General features: G+C 51.9%; 18 protein-coding genes. All 18 read right to left on the bottom strand.

All coding sequences use genetic code 11. The features are described 5' to 3' along the window. Positions 1-22: 22 nt before the first annotated feature. Positions 23-892, bottom strand: coding sequence for a transporter substrate-binding domain-containing protein (locus CFI03_RS15895; protein WP_248757966.1), 870 nt, complete (start codon positions 890-892; stop codon positions 23-25). Positions 893-915: 23 nt separating this feature from the next. After that, positions 916-1,449: a GNAT family N-acetyltransferase gene (locus CFI03_RS15890; RefSeq protein WP_248757965.1), complete on the bottom strand. Its 534-nt coding sequence runs from the start codon at positions 1,447-1,449 to the stop codon at positions 916-918. Between the two features lie 138 nt (positions 1,450-1,587). Further along, positions 1,588-2,472: a LysR family transcriptional regulator gene (locus CFI03_RS15885; protein WP_015846783.1), complete on the bottom strand. Its 885-nt coding sequence runs from the start codon at positions 2,470-2,472 to the stop codon at positions 1,588-1,590. A gap of 244 nt (positions 2,473-2,716) precedes the next feature. After that, positions 2,717-3,961, bottom strand: a complete 1,245-nt coding sequence (locus tag CFI03_RS15880; protein WP_248757964.1) for an alpha-L-fucosidase — start codon at positions 3,959-3,961, stop codon at positions 2,717-2,719. 70 nt (positions 3,962-4,031) lie between these two features. Beyond that, entirely contained in the window at positions 4,032-5,849 is a 1,818-nt protein-coding gene (locus CFI03_RS15875) for a glycoside hydrolase family 35 protein (protein ID WP_248757963.1), read from the bottom strand. A gap of 189 nt (positions 5,850-6,038) precedes the next feature. Continuing rightward, the gene (locus tag CFI03_RS15870) at positions 6,039-7,415 is read right to left on the bottom strand and encodes an ABC transporter substrate-binding protein (RefSeq protein ID WP_248757962.1); all 1,377 of its coding nucleotides are present in this window, start codon (positions 7,413-7,415) and stop codon (positions 6,039-6,041) included. A 107-nt stretch (positions 7,416-7,522) separates the two neighbouring features. Then, positions 7,523-8,293: a carbohydrate ABC transporter permease gene (locus CFI03_RS15865; protein ID WP_248757993.1), complete on the bottom strand. Its 771-nt coding sequence runs from the start codon at positions 8,291-8,293 to the stop codon at positions 7,523-7,525. Between the two features lie 75 nt (positions 8,294-8,368). Next, complete coding sequence (locus CFI03_RS15860) at positions 8,369-9,301, bottom strand: carbohydrate ABC transporter permease (RefSeq protein WP_248757961.1); 933 nt, start codon at positions 9,299-9,301, stop codon at positions 8,369-8,371. Positions 9,302-9,798: 497 nt separating this feature from the next. Beyond that, positions 9,799-11,397: a response regulator transcription factor gene (locus CFI03_RS15855; RefSeq protein ID WP_248757960.1), complete on the bottom strand. Its 1,599-nt coding sequence runs from the start codon at positions 11,395-11,397 to the stop codon at positions 9,799-9,801. Then, complete coding sequence (locus CFI03_RS15850; RefSeq protein WP_248757959.1) at positions 11,390-13,168, bottom strand: cache domain-containing sensor histidine kinase; 1,779 nt, start codon at positions 13,166-13,168, stop codon at positions 11,390-11,392. The genes CFI03_RS15855 and CFI03_RS15850 overlap by 8 nt, the downstream gene beginning before the upstream one ends. 56 nt (positions 13,169-13,224) lie before the next feature. Next, positions 13,225-14,364 carry a glycoside hydrolase family 88 protein gene (locus CFI03_RS15845; protein ID WP_248757958.1) on the bottom strand — a complete coding sequence of 380 codons (1,140 nt, stop codon included), beginning with the start codon at positions 14,362-14,364 and terminating at the stop codon, positions 13,225-13,227. A 165-nt stretch (positions 14,365-14,529) separates the two neighbouring features. After that, positions 14,530-14,718 carry a hypothetical protein gene (locus tag CFI03_RS15840; protein WP_127498440.1) on the bottom strand — a complete coding sequence of 63 codons (189 nt, stop codon included), beginning with the start codon at positions 14,716-14,718 and terminating at the stop codon, positions 14,530-14,532. A 21-nt stretch (positions 14,719-14,739) separates the two neighbouring features. Further along, entirely contained in the window at positions 14,740-15,270 is a 531-nt protein-coding gene (locus CFI03_RS15835; RefSeq protein ID WP_248757957.1) for a TQO small subunit DoxD, read from the bottom strand. A gap of 118 nt (positions 15,271-15,388) precedes the next feature. After that, entirely contained in the window at positions 15,389-15,814 is a 426-nt protein-coding gene (gene ndk, locus CFI03_RS15830) for a nucleoside-diphosphate kinase (RefSeq protein ID WP_248757956.1), read from the bottom strand. 76 nt (positions 15,815-15,890) lie between these two features. After that, on the bottom strand, positions 15,891-16,994 hold the full coding sequence (locus tag CFI03_RS15825; protein WP_248757955.1) for a sensor histidine kinase: 1,104 nt from the start codon (positions 16,992-16,994) through the stop codon (positions 15,891-15,893). Beyond that, complete coding sequence (locus CFI03_RS15820) at positions 16,987-17,640, bottom strand: response regulator transcription factor (protein WP_283094557.1); 654 nt, start codon at positions 17,638-17,640, stop codon at positions 16,987-16,989. The genes CFI03_RS15825 and CFI03_RS15820 overlap by 8 nt, the downstream gene beginning before the upstream one ends. Beyond that, a complete protein-coding gene (locus CFI03_RS15815) occupies positions 17,640-18,080 on the bottom strand; it encodes a hypothetical protein (RefSeq protein WP_248757954.1) in 441 nt (146 codons plus the stop codon). Before CFI03_RS15815 ends, CFI03_RS15820 begins: the two co-directional genes overlap by 1 nt. Before the next feature lie 155 nt (positions 18,081-18,235). Then, complete coding sequence (locus CFI03_RS15810) at positions 18,236-18,946, bottom strand: Crp/Fnr family transcriptional regulator (protein WP_248757953.1); 711 nt, start codon at positions 18,944-18,946, stop codon at positions 18,236-18,238. Positions 18,947-18,977 lie beyond the last annotated feature (31 nt).

The following is an 18,977-nucleotide window of genomic DNA, read 5'->3' as shown; positions in this document are numbered from 1 at the left end:
ATTACTCATTCACTTTCGCTTGCTATTTCGAGCTTTCTGCCGTAAAGTCGCCGCCCAGCCATTCGGTGCTCAACTTGCCCAGCGTTCCGTCTGCTTTAAGCTCCTTCAGAGCAACGTCAATCGCATCGGACAGCTCTTGCTCTGCCGGATCGTTCTTGCGGAGCACGAACAGGATGTCGGCTTCGGACAGGTTATCGCCCGTTGTCTTCAGCTTCGCTTGCGGATCGATCAAGGACAATGTGAAGTCGGCTGCGAGCGTAGCGTCTACCCGGCCGGTCGTAATTTGGCTGACCGTATCGTTAGCTGCGCCGTTTTGGTATACGATGTTGATCTTCTTGTCATGATCCTTGTTGTAGTTCTCCAAAATTTGCGCCTGCGCGCTAGTTGCGCCAACGAGCACCTTCTTGCCTGCCAGATCATCAAGGGAATGAATCGTGTTGTTGTCCTGCGGAACAACGATTTTATTTCTCCAGTGAGCGTAAGGCTCTTTGTTGAACAGGTATTTCGCTTCGCGCTCCGGATTTTTCTCCATCTCATGGGCAACAAGATCAATCTTGTTCGTCTCCAGGCTCAGAAGCAGGTTCGAGAATTCCATCGTTTGAATATCGAATTCGTATTGCGGAAGACGCTTGTCGATCTCTTTGATGAGTTCAACGTCAAAGCCCGTCAGCTTCCCGTTCTCGTCGATAAAGCATACCTGCGGGAATCCGGTGCCCGTACCGATGACAACCTTCTTCACTTCACCGCTTGCGTTGCCGGATGCCGATACGTTGGCAGCCGCTTTATTGCCGTTTTGCGCTTGCGTGTTATCCGATTTATTGTTCGAGCCGCAGCCTGCCGCCACCAGAATCAATGACAATGCAGCTGTAACGACTAATGCTGTTTTCTTCATTTTAAGTACCCCCGTCTTTTTCATTAATTTGCCGTAGTTTGTTCTTCGCTTGCTTTCTCGAACAGCTCCGGATTCACAATCTTGCGGAGCAGATGCATCGTTCCGTCCCCGTTGCCGGAGTCGAAGGAACGGATGCTTTCGTAACCTCTGCGCTGGTACATCGGCAGAAGCCATGGATGCTTCTCGGCCGTGCCAAGCGTTACCGCAGCTGCCCCTTCCTTGTCTCGAATAATCGTATTCTCGACCCACGTCAGAAGCTTGTCGCCGTACCCTTTGCCTTGCTCGCCGGGATGGACCGCGAACCATTTGATAAACGGCAGGTCCGTAATGGCCTTCACTTCATCGTTTCTCGATAAAGTTATCGTTGCGACGATAACGCCGTCCGCTTCCAATACGTAACACTCGTTCTGCGTAATGTTATCCCGTATTTGATCCAGACCGGCATTCGCCGCTGGCCAATTCAGCTTCAGCTCCCGAATGAGCGAATAGGCTTCATACGTCACTTCACGCAAACGTTCCGCGTCCTCGACTCCCGCTTGCCTAAACAATTCACTCATAGTTCCACCCCTTAAACGTCTAATTAGATAATTCCTATAAACTTACTAAGAATTAAGATGGTATAAATGTATCATCTATCCGCCTAACCGCGCTAATAGACTTTCTCTATCGATCGATTGATTCTATTGGTCTCTATGCTAAATGCTGTAAAAGCTTAAATTATCCTTGGGCAGCAGCGCCTGGATATACTCTTCGTTCTCCCCCGTCAGCGCAATCAGGTTCGTATGCAGGGAAATCCCTTTGGTCTCTTCAATTTCAATCGGGATAAGCCTGCCCTTGCTCACTTCTTCCCTAGCGCATAAGCCCGGAAGGAAGCAGATACCGGCCTTTTGCAGGACAAGCTTCTTCGCCGTCTCGGAGTTATCCGCATGGAAAACAATGCGCGGAGGCTGCTCCAGATGCTCGAATACGCGGTGAAGACGCAGCCAATCGAGCGAGCCGCATTCGAAGAAAACAAGCGGCTGATCACGGATCTCGTCGATGGACACCCTTCCTTCTTCCGCAAACGGATGCCCTTCATAGACATACAGCCGGATAGGATCTTCATAATAGGAGAACGACTGCAGAGACGGATGAACAAGCTTTCGGACAAAAGCGATATCGATCTCCTTGTCGAGCAGTTTTTTGACCAGGTCATCCGAAGGAGCCGTTGTTAATTTGAAGGTTAAACGCGGGAATAACCGGGTCAGCCGCGGCAGCAAATCCGGAATCAGATAGTTCGAGACGGACACGGTGCTTCCGATCCGAAGCTCCTGCGGACGTGCTCCCTTCTCCTGCAGATGGAGACGGCCCTTCTGAATCGTTTGAAGAATTTGCTGGGCGTAAGGCAGGAACTGCTTGCCCTTCTCGGTCAGCATAATTTGCTTGCCAAGCCGGTCGAACAGACGGCAGTCGAGTTCCCTTTCCAGTGTCTGTATACGGGCCGTAACGGATGGCTGGGAGAGGAAGAGCACCTCCGCCGCTTTATTAAAGCTGCCGTAATGATTGACATACACAAAAGCTTCGATGTTCTCAATATTCATGAATAATCCCTCCGCGACCTTATCGATAGACTTTTTCTATATAGGCGATAAAATTAAATTAATTTTATCTTATAGGATTAATCGGATTTAGGGAATAGATAGATTGTAAAAAACTTCAAAATGACGTCAAAAGGCGAATCGAATGGTCTTCGATCCGCCTTAAATTGCTATTCCTCTTCCTGCACGAAGTTCAGCACCTGCTCGTCAACCGCAGCCGTCTCGCCATGCAATTCAAACAGAACGGTCATTCGTTGCTTCCATACGCTGTAAACGATCTTATTCTGGGTTTATCGTCGGATTCTAATATTCGTAACCGCAAACCATCTATTGAAGCAGGTGCGATACGATCAATCTTCTTATGTCCGATCGCGCTGCCTCGAACAATCTCATGCCATTCCCCACTGCACCATGCCTCTATTGCATAGGCTCGCACACATTCTCCGTATCGTATGTCCTCCATGATTACTACATGCTCTACAACTGTATTGGGCTCAAGTCCAAGGATAATAAATTGGCCTTCTTGATCCACGGTTTGCGCAAGGGCCTTGCCCAGCCTGCGCCTGATTTCATCACCGAACGCAATTACCCGCTCAACGTCAGCATCCGGCAGAAGCCCGCGATTGTCCGGCGCCACATTCAGTAGAAGAGTCGCGCCATGGCCAACGGAACGATAATAAATATCCATCAGGCTATCCAGGGACAGCAGAAGTCCTTCCTCATCGGGATGCCAGAACCAGCGATCTTTACGAATCGGTACGTCGCATTCCGCCGGAACCCAGCCTGGAGTCTCAGGCAGCCAGTTTAAGGAGGCATCGCTGAACATGCTGACTCTTGCCGATTCCGCCGTATTCCATGATGGATACGGTGCCACTCCTTCTTCGTTGCCAACCCACCGGATTGTAGGTGCTCCCATATTAAAAATCATGGCAGCGGGCTGATGCTGCTTGACCAGGCTCATTATCCGGCTCCAATCATACTCTCTGCCCTCGGAGCCAGCTCCGTCGAACCATATTTCTACTAGTTGTCCATAACCGGTTACAAGCTCTTCCAATTGCCGCAGATAGAAGTCATCATAGGCAGCTTTATCCGAATAACAAGGCTCATGACGATCCCATGGCGATAAATATAGTCCGAATCCGATTCCTTCCTCGCGGCAGGCTTCAGCGCATTCCTTCACGACATCGCCTTTGCCTTTCTTCCAGGGACTAGAAGCAACCGAATAATCGGTTGTCAACGTTGGCCATAAGCAAAACCCGTCGTGATGCTTTGCCGTCAACACGAAATATCGGAAGCCCGCCCGCTTGGCTGTACGTACCCACTGGCGGGCATCCAGCTGTGCCGGGTGAAATAAACGAGGCGAATCACTCCCGTCGCCCCATTCTTGATCGCAGAACGTATTTATCCCGAAGTGACAAAAAAATCCAAGCTCGAAGTCCTGCCACAGTAGCTGATGCTCTGTTGGAAGGGGTCTATTGATAGAAGAATGCATGATCCTGTTCTGTCCTCTCAACATCGAATAGATTACAGCTGGTGCCCAGCTATTTAGAAAATTAGATTGCCTATTCTTCCTGTACGAAGTTTAGCACCTGGTCGTCAACCGCAGCCGTCTCGCCAAGGTCGGGAGCATCGGTTAAATCCACTTCGGGATGTCCGGTTACGCCATGCAGCTCGAATAAAATAATTTCGTTTTCCCCTTTGCGCAGCAGTGGACCCGGCACGTATAACGCGCGCTGCGGTCCGGCTTCCCAATACCGTCCAAGCTGGAAGCCGTTGATCCAGGCAATCCCCTTCTGCCAGCTGTCAAACCGGAGGAACGTATCGGCAGGCTCATCCACCTCAAAATAACCGCGGTAAAAGACCGGACGTCCATCAGACTGCGAGGCCAGCTCTCGCTCCCGCACAGCTCCAAATTGCACCCGGGCGAGCTGCTCGGACTCCAGCGGCAGCAAGGTAACTGTCCAGTTCGACTGGAATTGGTTGTCGATTAGGATGCCTTCCGTTATTCCTTTATGATCGCGCAGATAAGGGCCGTAATTGACTCGCCCCATATTTTCGACCAGGACATCGAGTCTAGCCCCTTCTCTCGGAACCGAGATCTCAATCGGCTGCGAATTCCACCGCTCGACGATACCGATCAGCTTGCCGTCCAGGAACACCTGGGCTCGGTCGCGCACCTCGCGAAGATGCAGCTTTTGACGGTTTCTTGGCCCTTTAACATGAGTCGAATATAAAATAAAGCCGTAAGCCTGATCGTAATGCTCCATCGGCCGGATGCTGACGGATTGCACCCGATCGGCGGATACCTGCTCGAGCTGATCCAGCAAATCTCCCCGTTCCGTTAAAGCGACCTTGCCGTAAGCCTTCTTCGGAATCGGGGCCGGGAACGGCGCTCCTTCCGGTATGCCGTGCTTTTCAAGCACGCCGCGGATGGCCTTGTATTTCTCGGTTGCATCTCCCCACTCCGTGAGAGGCGCATCATAATCATAGCTTGTTATCGTTGGTTCATAATGCTCACCGTAGTTGGCTCCGCTGTAATAACCGAAGTTCGTCCCGCCGTGGAACATGTAGAGATTAACGGATGCCCCTTGCTCCAGCATCTCATCCAATACGTTAGCGACATCACCCGCCTCCCGGACATGATGCGGCTTCCGCCAATGGTCGAACCAGCCCAGCCAGTACTCCATCACCATCAGCGGTTCTTCCTGTCTATACTCCCGGTACTTCCCGAAGGACTCCTCAACGCGCGAGCCAAAGTTAACCGTGGCATGAAGCCCGTCCACCGTACCGCCAAGCAGCATCTCGTCCGTTGGGCCGTCCGAGGTGAACAGCAGACAGTCAACTCCGCGCCTAATCAGGCCATCCCTCAAGTAAGCCAAATACGCGGTGTCATTGCCGTAGCTGCCGTATTCATTCTCGACCTGCATCGCAAGGATCGGACCGCCCTGCGAATCCAGCAGCGGCAGCAGGCGCGGAATAAGCTCGTCATAATAGCGGTCGACTTTTTCCAGGTATTCATGATCCATACAGCGCAAGCCCATGGACGACTTCAGCAGCCAGGCCGGCAGGCCGCCAAACTCCCACTCCGCGCATATATAAGGGCTGGGACGGACAATCACGTGCAGGCCGAGCCGGCCCGCCGTCTCAATGAACCGGGCGACATCCGCAATCCCGTCGAAGCGAAAGCAGCCTTCCCGGGGCTCATGAAGGTTCCACGGAATATACGTCTCCACCGTATTGAAGCCGCAAGCCTTCAGTTTCAGCAGCCTGTCCTCCCAATATTCCGGCACAACCCGAAAATAATGAATCGCCCCCGACAAAATCCGGAACTCTTCGCCATCCAGCCAATATTTCTGATCCTTCCACGTTAACCGGCTCACCTTATACCTCCAATTAGCTCATGCCCAAGCGTAAACGGCTGTGCCGCCTTAGGAAGGCAACATACGTTTCGCGAATGAAATATAAGCCCTGTATATGTAAGAAAACATATACATTCTTATATTTGAAAGAAAGCCCCGGAGCAACCGGCAGGTTGTCTCCGAAGCTCTCTTCCGTCAGCTTATGAGCGATTATTTCTTTTCTTTCTCGTTAATGATTTTTGTTGCTTCGTTAACCATCCATTTCTGCACATCGTCAATCGACTCATTGCTCAGCATAAACTTGCTGAAGCCATCATCGATGACCTTGGTAAGCGCCGCGGTGGACACCGTAATTACGCTCGAAGCATCCAGGTATTTAATGTTGTCGCCAAACAGCGTGCTTTGAAGGGAATCCAGGTCGTACAAATCTTTGTTCTCGCCAATGATGCGGTCCAGCAGCGCTTTGTTGTCCGCTTTTTTCCAACCGGAGAATTCGGTGCGCTTGTCGGAATCCGCGGTTGTCATAAAGCGCATCAGCTTAAACGACGCGTCTTTATGCTTGGAGCTTTCGCCCATCACAACCGAGCTGCCGCTTGTGAAATATTTGCCGCCTTCATAATCCTTCGGCTCGGCGCCTTTCGGAGGCAGCGGTACCGGTGCGAACGCCGTCTTGAACGTATGCGGGTATTGCTCCTGGTTGCCTACATCCGGAATCGTAAAGCTTCCGGTCAAAATCATTGCAGCCTGCTCGTTGAAAAATTCCGTACGGTAGTTCAGCTTGGCCGCAAGCACGTCGGCATAAGGCTTAGCCGATTTGTCGACGCTCTCCATATCCTTTCGGAGCTGGAAGAAGTATTTGTAGGAAGGATCGGACAAAATCGTCGAACCGTCGTCATAACGGAACGGATCCTTCATCACCGTCTGCGCCGGCGCATTCATGTACAGCTCCCAGGTATGGAAGTACGTACCGTAACGCTTGTCCACGCCTTCTCCTTTGGTCAGCTTCTTGGCGTAGTCGCGGTAATCATCCCAGGTCCAGCCGTAGGTTGGAACCGGCAGGCCCGCTTCATCCAGCGCATCCTTGTTCAGCAGCACATAGTTGAAGCTCGAAGTCAGCTGCATGCCGTAGTAGTTATCGTTAATTTTCGGATTCACATAATATTCGTCTTCCGGAACCAGATTTTCCTGCTTATAGAAATCATTTAACGATGCCAATGCCCCTCTTGTCGCGCGTTCGTAAACAGCTCCAAGGCTCGGCATCGCTACAACGTCAACCGCTTCGCCCGAGGAGATCAGGAAGTCCAGCTTTTTCAGCATCTCTACGGAATCGCCCGGTACCAGCACGACATGCTCAACCTTGATATCCGGATTCTTGGTCATGAATTCATCCAGCATCGCATCGGTCGCAACCGCTTGGGCTTCGTTATCCCAGTTGTAATACTTGATCGTTACGGATTCCGATTTGCCTGCTCCGGACGAGCCTTCGCTTCCCGAATTCGCCGAATTGCCTCCGCATGCGCTGAGCGCAACCGTGCCGGCCAAGAGCAAGCCCGCTACCGCCGTAAACTTGCGTTTTGCTTGTTTCATTTCTGCTTCCCCCTAGAACTTTATAATGACTACACACCCAGTATAACGATCGTCCCATTTTGCCAAGTGTATAATTTTGAGGTGAAACGAGTACTTTTTTGACTACCTTACCCTTTCACGCCGCCTAGCGCAATCCCGTTAATGACTTGCTTCTGCATAATAATGAATATAGCCAGAAGCGGGATAATCGCCGACAAGGCAGCCATCATCATAATCGCGTAGTTATTCGTGTAATCATCCCGGAACAGCGTAATGCCCAGCGGAATAGTGTACAGCTTTTTGCTCAGGAGGAAAATAAGCGGGTTCTGGTAATCATTCCACGTCCAGATGAATTTGATGATCGCCACGGTCGCCAGAACCGGCCGGCAAAGCGGAATCATAATCGAGAAGAACGTCCGCAGATGTCCCGCGCCGTCGATGCGCGCCGCCTCCAAATATTCATCGCTGATATCGGACATGAACTGCCGCAGCAGGAACGTGAAGTAGATCGAGAACATGCTCATCAGAATAATCGCCGCATGCGTGTCGTACAGCCCCAGCCAGCGGATGATGAGAAACCTCGGAATAAGCGTCGCCTGATCCGGAATGATCATAAAGGACAGCATCGCCAGAAAGATCATGTGACGGCCCCGGAAACGCAGCTTCGTCAGCGCGTAGGCGGACATCGACGAGATCAGCAGCGTTATTAGCGTTGTAATGATGGCAACCTTCAGGGAGTTCCAGTAGAAATCGTAAAATTGAACGCGTCCCATCCAGACGGATTTGAAGTTATAGACGAGGTTGATTTTTTCCGGAATCCACTGGATCGGAAAGCGCATGACATCCTTCTCGAACTTAAAGGCCGACGAGACCATCCAGACCAGCGGGGTCAGGAACATTAGCGAGAATGCTCCGAGTAAGACGGTAATAATGCTTTTTGACAGTTTGGTTGCCACAAGTAATCCCTCCCTTTCTTAATCCTTCCCAAGCTTCCACGTCGCCGCCGTGATGATGCCGATAATGGCGAAGAGCAGCCAGGAGATTGCCGAGGCATAGCCCATATCATAATTGCGGAAGCCTTCTTCGTAGATCCGGTAGACCAGGACGGTAGACGAATTGTTAGGGCCGCCTTCCGTCAGATACGAGATGATATCGAACACCTTGAACGACCCGATCAGCATCGTTATCGCAAGGAAAAAGGTCGTTGGACGCAGCAGAGGCACCGTAATGCGGAAAAACTTCTTCAGCGGAGACGCCCCGTCAATCTCGGATGCCTCGTAAATTTCGTTCGAGATGTTGGTCAGACCCGCGGTATAAATAATAATCGTGTAGCCGAGGCTCGCCCATGTGCCAATGATCGCGATGGAGAGCAGCGAGGTCTTCGGATCAACCAGCCACTTCGGCGGAGCGTCAATGCCAAGCTGCATCAGCAGCTGATTTATTGGACCGAGGGACGGATGCAGCAAGGCGCTCCATACCGCGGCAATGGCGATAATCGAGGAGATATACGGGATAAAGAAAACAACCTTGAAGTAGCTTTTTAGAAAAACGCTGTTGTTGATGACAACGGCCAGCACCAGCGCAATCGCGATCGGAATCGGCACCGTCATCACGGTGTACAGCAGATTGTTTTTCAACGCCTCCAGAATGGCCGGATCATGGAACAGCTCTTTGTAGTTGCCAAGCCCGATCCACTCGATGCCGGGAAGCCCGGACAGCATGTCCCATTTGGAGAAGCTTAAATATAAGGAGAACCCTAAGGCAAATACGTTTAACAGCAGCATCCCGACAATCTCGGGGATTAGAAACAACCAGCCGACCAGCGCCTCTCTGCGCGACGGCGTCCAAAACTTCTTCTTGGCTTCTGCCGCATGGCTGGCGCCTGCCGTTTGTTTGACGACTTCCATACAATCACCTCAACTCTTATGTTGAGATCATAATAAGGGATTTGGCATGTTTGTAAGCGAAGTATTCTGACCCGATACAGGGAAGATTTTGACCTTTTTCGGGGGCCGGCAAAGTGTCGGTTACGCAAAAAAGCCGCGCCCGAGGCACGGCCTTGTTCCTTGTTACATGTTCCTTGTTCCGGGGGACAGCGCCCCTACCGCACAATCTACATTGCACGAAATCACCATAATACGCCCAAATCATGCAATTCGGCTGCCTACGTTGTACGAAATGCAGCATATGGGACTGAATGGGGGTCCTTAGAGCCGTTTCGAGAGAAATATACTGCAAAAAATACAACATAATCCATGTTACTAGGTCAATAGGAGGCATTATGCTGTATTTCGTGCAGCGTAAAAAACCGGACATGACCCGGGCATGCAAAATGCCGCTGCTAGAAGCGGCATTTTAGAGAGAAATCTAGCTTAACGATCAGTTGGTACTATTGTTAGCGATACTATGTTTTGCGAACGAGCTGATGCTTTTGCTTGAACTGGCTTGGGGTGAAGCCGATGTACTTCTTGAACACCTTCGAGAAATAAGCGCGGTCGGAATAACCAAGCCCAACGGCAAGCGTCTCGAGCGTCTGGCCGGAGCTCTTCAGCATATTGGCGGCTATCTTCATCTTGTACTGGTGCACATAATCCGTGAAGCTAAGCCCCGTCAGCCGTTTGAAATAACGGGAGAAGTAGCTTGGATTCAGATACAGGTATTGCGCGATATCGATGGACGTAATATTGTCCGACAGATGCTCGTCGATAAAGGCTTGGATGACCTGAAGCCGCGGCTCCCGCGATTTGGCTGCGCCTCCGGGATGCCCAAGCTGCTCCTGGGCTAGACGCTCCAGCCGCCCGACCGCCAGCTCAAGCGCATCCTCCATCGTTCTTGCCGCGCCGATATAAGCGTAGACATCCTCCTCCGCCTTTCTCCGCGGGAACAGGATTTCCGCTTCGCGAAGCAGCTGTACAAGCGCCTCGGTCCACTCCTCCGGCTCGATTCTGCGGCTTTCCGCCTCTTGTCCGAAACGGAGAAGAACCTCGCGCATCTCCTCCGTGTTCTTCTCCAAAATGGTGCGTTCAAGCTCGCCGCGGAATGCCGCATTAAAGTCCTGCGGAAGCGGGTAAAAGAGCTGGCCAAGCAGCTGCGAGGACGCAGCCGCGGCCATCTGACCCATCCGGTAAAACTCCGGCTTGCCGCTTCTGATCTGCTGGTAGACGGAACCGGCGGCCTGCAGAACCAGCTTGTCGGTAACAAGAACGGTCTGCAGCGTAATCCTAAGGTATGCCGTCACCTGACGATGCAGCTCGTTCAGATACGATTGCAGATACGCCTGATCATTCCCCGCCAGGTTCTGACGGTAATTGTACAGCACCATGAAATGCTCCGGATCGATAAACGGCGTGATCCCTTTATAAGACTGGGCAATCTCCAGCGCAATGTTGTAGATGGCGTAACGGATAAGCGGAATATTGCTCCGGTTGTAGAGCAGCTCGTAATCCGAATAACGAAGATGAATCATCCCCATCATAAAGCAAACATAAGGCCACTCGATGCCCGCGCGCGACGCATAAGCACGCGTCTTCTCCAGATCCGCTCCGTCCATAATTACCTGGAATAACGCGCGTTTCTGCAGCTCGATGCTATACGTATCGGAATCGGTTCCGCCTTCCGCCTTCCGTCCCTTCAGGCGGGCAATCGATTTGCCAAGACTCTCCTCCAGCTGGTCGGCCGTCAACTGATCCTTGATCAAATAATCGTCCGCATCCAGCTTCACCGCCTGCTGGGCATAATGAAATTCCTCGTGGCAGGTTAGAAAAATAATCCGGACGCCCGGCTTTATTGCCGTAAATTCCGCGGCCAGCTCGATTCCGTTCTTCTTGGGAAGTCCGATATCCGTAATGACGATATCCGGCATCGTCTCCTTGAACAGATGCAGCGCCTTCACGCTGGAGAACGTGCTTGCGGCTACATGCGTATCAAGCTGCTCCCACTCAATCATCTGCTGCAGCACTTTCAGCATCGGGACATCATCATCAATCAGCATGACTTTATACATGGGATACCTCCTTCCCGGACGTAATTGGACTTGGAATAGGAATAGGAATAGGAATAGACAAAATAACGGTAATGCCGCCTGCGGCATTGGCGATCAGCTTCATCTCCGCCGAGCCGTACGTCAGCTTCAGTCGCTGGATGACGTTCCGCAGTCCTACCCGCTCATACGGCGCATAATCCTCCGCATCCGGGTCCAGCTCCAGGTCCGAAGAAGCGTTTAATTGCCTGTTCAGCCAGACAAGCTGCTCTTCCTCCATGCCGCCGCCATCGTCTTCGATGGCTATATAAATACGGCCTTGCTCCCGGTAAGCATGAACAACGATATGAAGCTCGTCTTTCTCGTCCAATCCGTGTACGATCGCATTCTCGACGATAGGCTGAAGCACCAGCTTCGGCACAACAAAGCTCTTCAGCTCCGGCTCGATGCACGCTTCAATGGATAGCGGCATTTCGCTGCGGACCTTCATAATATCCACGTAATAACCAAGCAGCCTGCATTCTTCCTCAAGCGAGGAGGGCGTATTTACCTTCAGATAGGCGCGCAGCAGATTCATTAAAGAATCGACAATGCCGCTATGCACCTGGTCCTTGCTGAGAATGAGACTGCATTTAATCGAATTAAGCGTATTGATCAGAAAATGCGGCCGAATCTGCATAAACAGGGCCTCCAGCTCCATGACCCTTTTTTGCTCCTGTTCCTGTTCGATGTTCGTAATGAGCACTTCGATCTCGTCAAGCATCTGGTTAAAAGAATGCCCAAGCTCCGCAATATCGTCCCTGCCCTTTACTTCAAGCCGCATATCGCGGTTCCCCAAAGCGAACTGGCGGGCAACCCGCTGCAGCTTCTGAATCGGATTATGCAGCTTCCTCGCGAACAATAGCGAGATGACCGAGAATACAAGCGTAAACACCAGCACCAATCCGATTCCGATGTAAAAGGCACGCGAGATCTGGCCAAAAAGCGAATCCTCCGACGTCTCGTAAGCGAGCTTCCAGTCGGTTTTGTCCAGCGTCAGCTGGTTCCGGTATACCGAATCCGATGAATCGCTTGACTGCAGCCGGACATCCGGACTGCCCGCAATCCGTTTGCCCGTCCCGTCGAACAACGCAATCTGCCCGAACTCAACCCGCTCCAGCAGCTTTTCGAAATAGGAGCCTTCGATTCCGACAAGCAAAACAGCCGTATAAGGCTTGCCGCCCCCGTCGCCTATAACTCTCGCGAGATAATACGTGCCGTCGTCATCCGCATTGTCATGAAGAAGACCGAGATATTGCAGGACAACAGGCTTCGAGGCATTTACGTTCTTAAGGAGCGGTGCCAGCTTGCTGTTAATCGCCGCCAGGTTCTCCGAATCCGGCGACAGAATAAAGTTCGCCCGGTTGACCAGGTACATATGAATGCTGTTGTTCAGCGGCTTGGATGTAATCAGGGAGAAGCTGTCTTTTATCCGGATAAAACGGGTGTAGTCGGTATACGTATTCAGCCTGCTTGTATCCGCGAACAGATTCAGGGATGCCCGCAGCTCGGAATCGTTTACGATATAATGCGAGGCAAAGGTCACGTCGTCTATCGTCCGGTCGATCTCCCCGACAATAACGTTCAGCATGCTGTTGTTGCTGATCTGAAACTTCTCTATCATGTTCTGCTTTAACAGCGTATATGAAATAACCGAAACGGCGAGGATCGGAAAAATGATAAACAAGAGAAAGGACAACTGAATTCTTCGGTAGTAGGTTAATCTCGTCATGGCTGCGCGCGCCTCTTTCCCCATACGATATATCCTCATTGTAGCAGTATCGTTATACCGGGAACATCCCCAAGGATTGGTTAGTCCCGATCCCGGTTCCTTTCATACCAATAACCGTCGATGCCTCTCTCAAGCCGAAGCAAAGCCTCCAGATAGAAATAATCGCCCCAGATCATATAATCATCCGGTGCCAGCCCGCCCCGCACATGATAAGAGCCATGCTTCAGCAGACCTTCCTCAGTCCCGTCGCCATTAGTCGAATATTTAGAAACCAGCGCCTCCATTGTATACTGCAGCCCGTCACGCAAATCTTTAAAAGCAGTATCCTTCTGATCCAAATGCGACAATAACTCTGCCAGTCCGGCTGCCGCAATCGCGGAGGCAGAGCTGTCCCGGTATTTCGGCTGCTCCTCCGGCAAGTGGAAGTCCCAATACGCCACGCCGTCCTCCGGCAGATGCTCAAGGAAATAGACTGCCATCCGCTTCGAGGTTTCCAGGAACAACGGATCGCGCGTATAACGATAGGACAATGCAAAACCATAGATGCCCCACGCCTGTCCGCGCGTCCAGGTCGAACCGTTGCCGAAGCCTTGATGGGTCGCGCCGCCTACCGGTTCACCCGTCTGCTGGTCGAAGAAAAACGTATGATAAGAGCTGTCGTCGCCTCTTACCAGATACCGCCTGCTTTTCTCCGCCTGGGCTTTGGCTGCTTCCTTATAGACCGGATTGCCCGTCTGCTCGGAGGCCCAATACAGAAGAGGCAAGTTAAGCAGGCAGTCGATTATAATTCTTCCGCCTTCCACCGGATCCCCTTCCGGCCCCCAAGCTTGAAAATAACCTCCCGCCTTGCGCCAGCGCTTCATCATGACGTCAGCCGCCGCAAGAGCCAGCTCCTTCGCCGTTTCGCTGCCTTCAACGATCCATTCCGCCTTCGCGGATAAAGAATACAGAAAGCCGATATCATGATGGTCCAGCACCACATTGTCCTTCAGTCTCTGGCGGAAGCTTGCCGTTGTTTTTCTTGCCGCCTCTCTTAATCTCTTGTCACCTGAATATTCGTACCCAAGCCATAACAGCCCGCTCCAAAATCCGTTGGTCCAATCGTTATTCTCTATTCGCGTATAACGACTGCCTTCCCCTACATGAGGGTAAGAATCTCCGAATCTATCGATATTGCTCGCAATCGTGGCGATTGCCCCTTCAATTGCCGTCTTCCACATGTCTGTTCGCCCCTTGCCCTGCGATTTTCCACTATCGTAATCGAATGCGGGAGCCTTAGGAGCGATAACTTTTGCTTCGAGTGTGTAAAATTTTGACCTTTTGGCAGCTAACGGCACAACGCAAAGAAGCGGCCATGCGGGTATATCCCCACGGCCGCTTGCCTATTACTGCGCATATTCCCTCAACAGCTCTTCCGTCGTCTGCTCGTTCCGCTGTTTCTTTACCATAATGCCTTTCGCTTCCCAGCAGGCGATGCACTTCTCCTCCGTATCGCATTTATGGGCATCCTCGCAGGTATAGCAGTATTTAATCATGTTTTTCGTAATTTCGCTTTCCCGATTGTTGCCATCCATGTTATCACTCCTTCATGATCTTTACGCCGCTTTGTCCGCCGGAGGAAAGGTGCCGTGTCCGCCTCTGCGCAGCTTATTGGTCCATTTGCGCAGCAGCGGCAGCAGGTAATAGTCTGCTCCGAATTTACCGCCGTTAAGCCCTGCAATCATCACAATGCCTCCTAGAAGAATCAGCCAAGGATTCGTGCTTACGGTCCCCGCGAACAGGAACATGAAGTTCATCAGCATTCCGAAAAATGCAGCAGTTGCCGTTAGAGCGCCTAGAATAAGTCCAAGGCCAACAAGCGTCTCGCCAAGCGGAATAAGAATATTGATGGCCTTCACATTAGGCAGCGCCACATGCTCGATAAACCGGACAAAGTTCGGATAGACATTGGCATTTGTCTCATGGTCAATGACGGGATTGGCAATCGCCCCTTTCAGGAACCCTCCCGCATCAAAGCCGTCTTTCAGCTTGTGAAAACCGGCGTCCAGCCATTTCCAGCCTACGTACAAACGGAGCAGAAGAACGAGCCCCGCGGCATAAACGTTCTCGCGCATAAACTTCAACATAATAATCTCTCCCTTAATGAAATTGTGAATAAAATCACAAAGTTATAAGGAGGCGTATGCACCGAATGCTCCCGCCCCATGTATAACGGTTGACTCCAGTGTTTTTGCCTCATATAAGCTACAGCTTTTGCAGCATTCCGGTTTTTCCGAAGAACAGCTGAATTTCCATACCCGCGTGATCGAAGGAATCGGAGCAGTGAATGACATTCTCGTCGATATCGGAGCCGTAATCGCCCCGGATTGTACCGGGAGGCGCCTTCACGGGATTCGTTGGTCCGATCAAGGCTCTTGCGTTTGCTACCGCGGACCTTCCCTCCACGATCATCGCGAATACGGGACCGGATGTTATATATTGAATCAAATCCTCGAAAAACAGCTGCTCCTTCAAATGCCGGTAATGCGTGCGAGCCGTTTCCTCGGACAGCTCCTTCAGCTCCGCGTATACCGGCTTCAGCCCTTTTTTCTCGAAGCGGTTGACGATCTCGCCGATCAACCCCCGCCTTACGCCGTCCGGCTTTATCATGACAAAAGCTCTTTCGTTCATGTTTATCATCTCCTTCTTGATTTCATCTTACCGCTTAACGTAAGCCGAAGAAGTGATAAAAATCACACCTTTGAAATTATTTTGGAATAATTAGGGTAACGGTTGTCCCTTCGCCCGGAGACGATTCAATGGACAAACTGCCCCCCGCCAGCTTAGCCCGCTCCGCCATGCTGTAACGACCGACGCCCTGCGTATGCGAAGCTGTATTAAAGCCGATACCCCGGTCCACGATTCGGGCCACTACTTGCTTCTCGTCCTCCCGGATTTCCACCTCGGCATCGGATACGTCCGCATACTTCGCAATATTGGTCAGCGCCTCCTGAATAATCCTGTAGAGGACGGTCTCCACCTGGACATTCAGACGCTTGCTCAGATTGTTCCGGAACGATATCTTAATGCCGTAATGGGAGGTATAGTTTTCGAGATGCGTCCGCAGCGCCGGCACTATGCCGAGATCATCCAGCACCGACGGCCGCAGCTGCCAGGCCACGCTCCGTACCTCTTCGATAATGCCGGCCACCTGACTGCGGATGAAAGGCAGCTGCTCCTCGCCATGAGCAGGAGCGGAAATGACGCGGTCCAGCTGAATAAGCAGGGAAAACAAGCTTTGCCCGATGCCGTCATGCAGCTCCCGGGAAAACTTGCGCCGTTCCTCTTCCTGAATCGTCATCACTTTGGACAAGGTCTCCTGAAGCTCCTCCTCGACCTTCTTGAGCCGGGTTACCTCGTTGCGGATCGCCAGGTATTGATACGGCTTGCCGTCCTCGCCTACAAAAGGAACGATTGTCGTATTTACCCAATAGTAAGTGCCGTCCTTTGCCTTGTTCTTGATATCCCCATGCCAGACTTGTCCGGAGGATATCGTTGTCCATAGCTCCTTCATAAAAGCTTTCGGATGAGTGCCCGAGTTGATAACCCGGTGGTCCTGCCCTAGCAGCTCGGAGCGGTCATATTGGGAGATCTCGCAGAACTTATCGTTTACGTAGATGATTTTCCCCTTACGGTCGGTTACCGCTACGATCGAAGACGCATCAAGCGCCAGCTTCACATCCGCAAGCTGCTTAAGCGAGCTCTGCAGCTCGCTTCGGAATTGCGAATCCTCGATCCGCTCCTCCAGCTGGAGCAGCAGAGAATCGACATGCTCGGCGAGCACCTTATTTCCGGGTGGATGATTAATCAAAGTTAAGCAGCCCCTTTTTCATGGCGTATTTGATCAGCTCCGGTCTGGATTTCAGCCCCAGCTTCTCCATGACGTTGCTCTTATGCGTCTCGACGGTTTTGACGCTGATGACCAGCATCTCGGCAATTTCCTTGTTTGCATAGCCTTTGGCCGTTAGCGAGAGAACTTCCTTCTCGCGCTCCGACAGGGCATGAAACAAATCTCCGCTTTCTCCCCGCTGCATCCGGTCGACGTACTCCTTCATCAAACGTTTCGTTGCCGTAGGGTAAAGGTAGGCGTCGCCCCTCGCGATGGTGCGAATCGCCGTCAGAAGTTCCTCATGCGGGGCATTCTTCAGAACGTATCCGGCCGCTCCGGCATGAATGGCACGGAACAAATATTCATCGTCGTCGTGCATGGTCAATATCAATATCGCGGTATCCGGCAGCAGCTCCTTCAGCTCGGCGGATGCCGTGAGGCCATCTTTTCCCTGCGGCATGCTTAAATCCATGAGGACAACATCGGGCTTCAGTTGAAGCGCCGTCCGGATGCCCTCATCTCCATCGGAGGCTTCCGCGACAACTTCCATATCCTCCGTGCCGTTCAGGAGCATCCTCAGTCCGGAGCGGACCATCGCATGATCATCGACGATTATCATTTTTATCATTAGCGGTCTCCTCTCTTAAGCAGCAATGATGATATTCTTTGCGCTTCTTCTTCGGTAAACGGCTGATCCTTCCTTCTGCCCAGCAGCATAATGCCGCTGGCGTGATTGGGATGGCTCTCCGGAACCGGCAGCCCTAGTGCCGCCCGCAGCTTTTCCGCAAGCATGACGGGACATTCACCGAGCAGGGCGGCATTAGTCCTTTCATCCACCCTCCAGGCCGTTCCGTGACGCAGCACCATTCCGCCTATTCCTATTCCCGGCTGAATTCTCATATGTTCAACTTTGCCGTTCAGGCTGCCGATCGCCGCATTCCATTTCATGCTCCGGTGATGCTCGGCAGAACCGGCAAACGCAATAAAGTCGCTTCCGCTTCCGTGAAGGATTTCCTGAAGGCCCGGCGACAGATGTTCTTCGCCGGCAGACTGCGATAACTCTCTCAAGGTGCTATCCCCTTCGTTTTTCGTATTCGATACCGCCTACCCATTGTCCTATTGTAAGGGATGGAAAATTTCTTGTATGTAAGGGGGTTCCCTTATACTAGAGTCAGGGAATTCCCCTAGAAGGCAGAAAAAGCCCCGGCTGACCGCAGCCGGGGTTACATACGGCAAATTTCCTTCGGGCAATTCTCGCAGCAGCATGTATCCCGCAGGTATCGCAAATTTTTGATGATAAAATGGCCGTCCTCATAAGCGATAACGTCTTCCTTCTTGAGATCGCTCAGCATTCGGTTAACGCTTTCGCGCGTCGCCCCGATCATATCGGCCATTTCGGTATTGCTCAGTTTGAGGGTAATGTAAATATGCTCCGCCTTCGGCCTGCCGTAAGAATTGCTAAGACGAATAAGCAGCGAGCAAAGTGCCCCCGTCTTGCCGAACATCATGAGATCCCGGAATTTGGTCTGCGTCAGGCGGTGCATAAGCCCCATCCATCTCATAAACTCGACGGCCAGGTCGCCATGCTGCCACAGCAGCACCTCCAGGTCCTTCCGCTGGATAACGCCAATCCTCGCATCCTCCGTCACTTCGGCGCGGAAGCCGTGTACGGAGTCCGGGAACGGGTCCATTTGACCGATCAGGTCGCCCTTCTGATATAAATTCAACGTTAACGCGCGTCCGCTGTCCGTCGACTTCGCGGCCCGAACGCGGCCTTTTATAATAAAATAAAGCTTATCCGCAGCATCGCCTTCCCAGAACAAGCAGCTTCCCTTGTCATAGCTGCGTTTGTACATAATGCTGTCCAGCTTCTCGAAGCTGTCCTGCGATAAAGCGGGCTGTTGCCCTTCCATCGAAGCGTTGTTGGTCCCCATTACGGATATCCCCTTCCGAGTCATCGTTATC

Origin of the sequence: Paenibacillus sp. ATY16 (assembly GCF_003399985.2) — a bacterium.
GTDB classification, from domain to species: Bacteria; Bacillota; Bacilli; order Paenibacillales; family Paenibacillaceae; genus Pristimantibacillus; species Pristimantibacillus glycanilyticus.
Note: the sequence above shows the minus strand (reverse complement) of the source record. Positions and strands in the feature narration are given on the sequence as shown.

Bases quoted from the DNA above. Each gene is read 5' to 3' on its own strand.
- CFI03_RS15850 (WP_248757959.1), bottom strand. From the start codon at position 13,168: ATGGGGAAAGAGGCGCGCGCAGCCATGACGAGATTAACCTACTACCGA.
- ndk (WP_248757956.1), bottom strand. From the start codon at position 15,814: ATGAACGAAAGAGCTTTTGTCATGATAAAGCCGGACGGCGTAAGGCGG.
- CFI03_RS15890 (WP_248757965.1), bottom strand. From the start codon at position 1,449: ATGAGTGAATTGTTTAGGCAAGCGGGAGTCGAGGACGCGGAACGTTTG.
- CFI03_RS15840 (WP_127498440.1), bottom strand. From the start codon at position 14,718: ATGGATGGCAACAATCGGGAAAGCGAAATTACGAAAAACATGATTAAA.
- CFI03_RS15810 (WP_248757953.1), bottom strand. From the start codon at position 18,946: ATGGGGACCAACAACGCTTCGATGGAAGGGCAACAGCCCGCTTTATCG.
- CFI03_RS15880 (WP_248757964.1), bottom strand. From the start codon at position 3,961: ATGCATTCTTCTATCAATAGACCCCTTCCAACAGAGCATCAGCTACTG.
- CFI03_RS15820 (WP_283094557.1), bottom strand. From the start codon at position 17,640: ATGATAAAAATGATAATCGTCGATGATCATGCGATGGTCCGCTCCGGA.
- CFI03_RS15885 (WP_015846783.1), bottom strand. From the start codon at position 2,472: ATGAATATTGAGAACATCGAAGCTTTTGTGTATGTCAATCATTACGGC.
- CFI03_RS15845 (WP_248757958.1), bottom strand. From the start codon at position 14,364: ATGTGGAAGACGGCAATTGAAGGGGCAATCGCCACGATTGCGAGCAAT.
- CFI03_RS15895 (WP_248757966.1), bottom strand. From the start codon at position 892: ATGAAGAAAACAGCATTAGTCGTTACAGCTGCATTGTCATTGATTCTG.
- CFI03_RS15870 (WP_248757962.1), bottom strand. From the start codon at position 7,415: ATGAAACAAGCAAAACGCAAGTTTACGGCGGTAGCGGGCTTGCTCTTG.
- CFI03_RS15865 (WP_248757993.1), bottom strand. From the start codon at position 8,293: ATGTTCCTGACCCCGCTGGTCTGGATGGTCTCGTCGGCCTTTAAGTTC.
- CFI03_RS15835 (WP_248757957.1), bottom strand. From the start codon at position 15,270: ATGTTGAAGTTTATGCGCGAGAACGTTTATGCCGCGGGGCTCGTTCTT.
- CFI03_RS15855 (WP_248757960.1), bottom strand. From the start codon at position 11,397: ATGTATAAAGTCATGCTGATTGATGATGATGTCCCGATGCTGAAAGTG.
- CFI03_RS15860 (WP_248757961.1), bottom strand. From the start codon at position 9,301: ATGGAAGTCGTCAAACAAACGGCAGGCGCCAGCCATGCGGCAGAAGCC.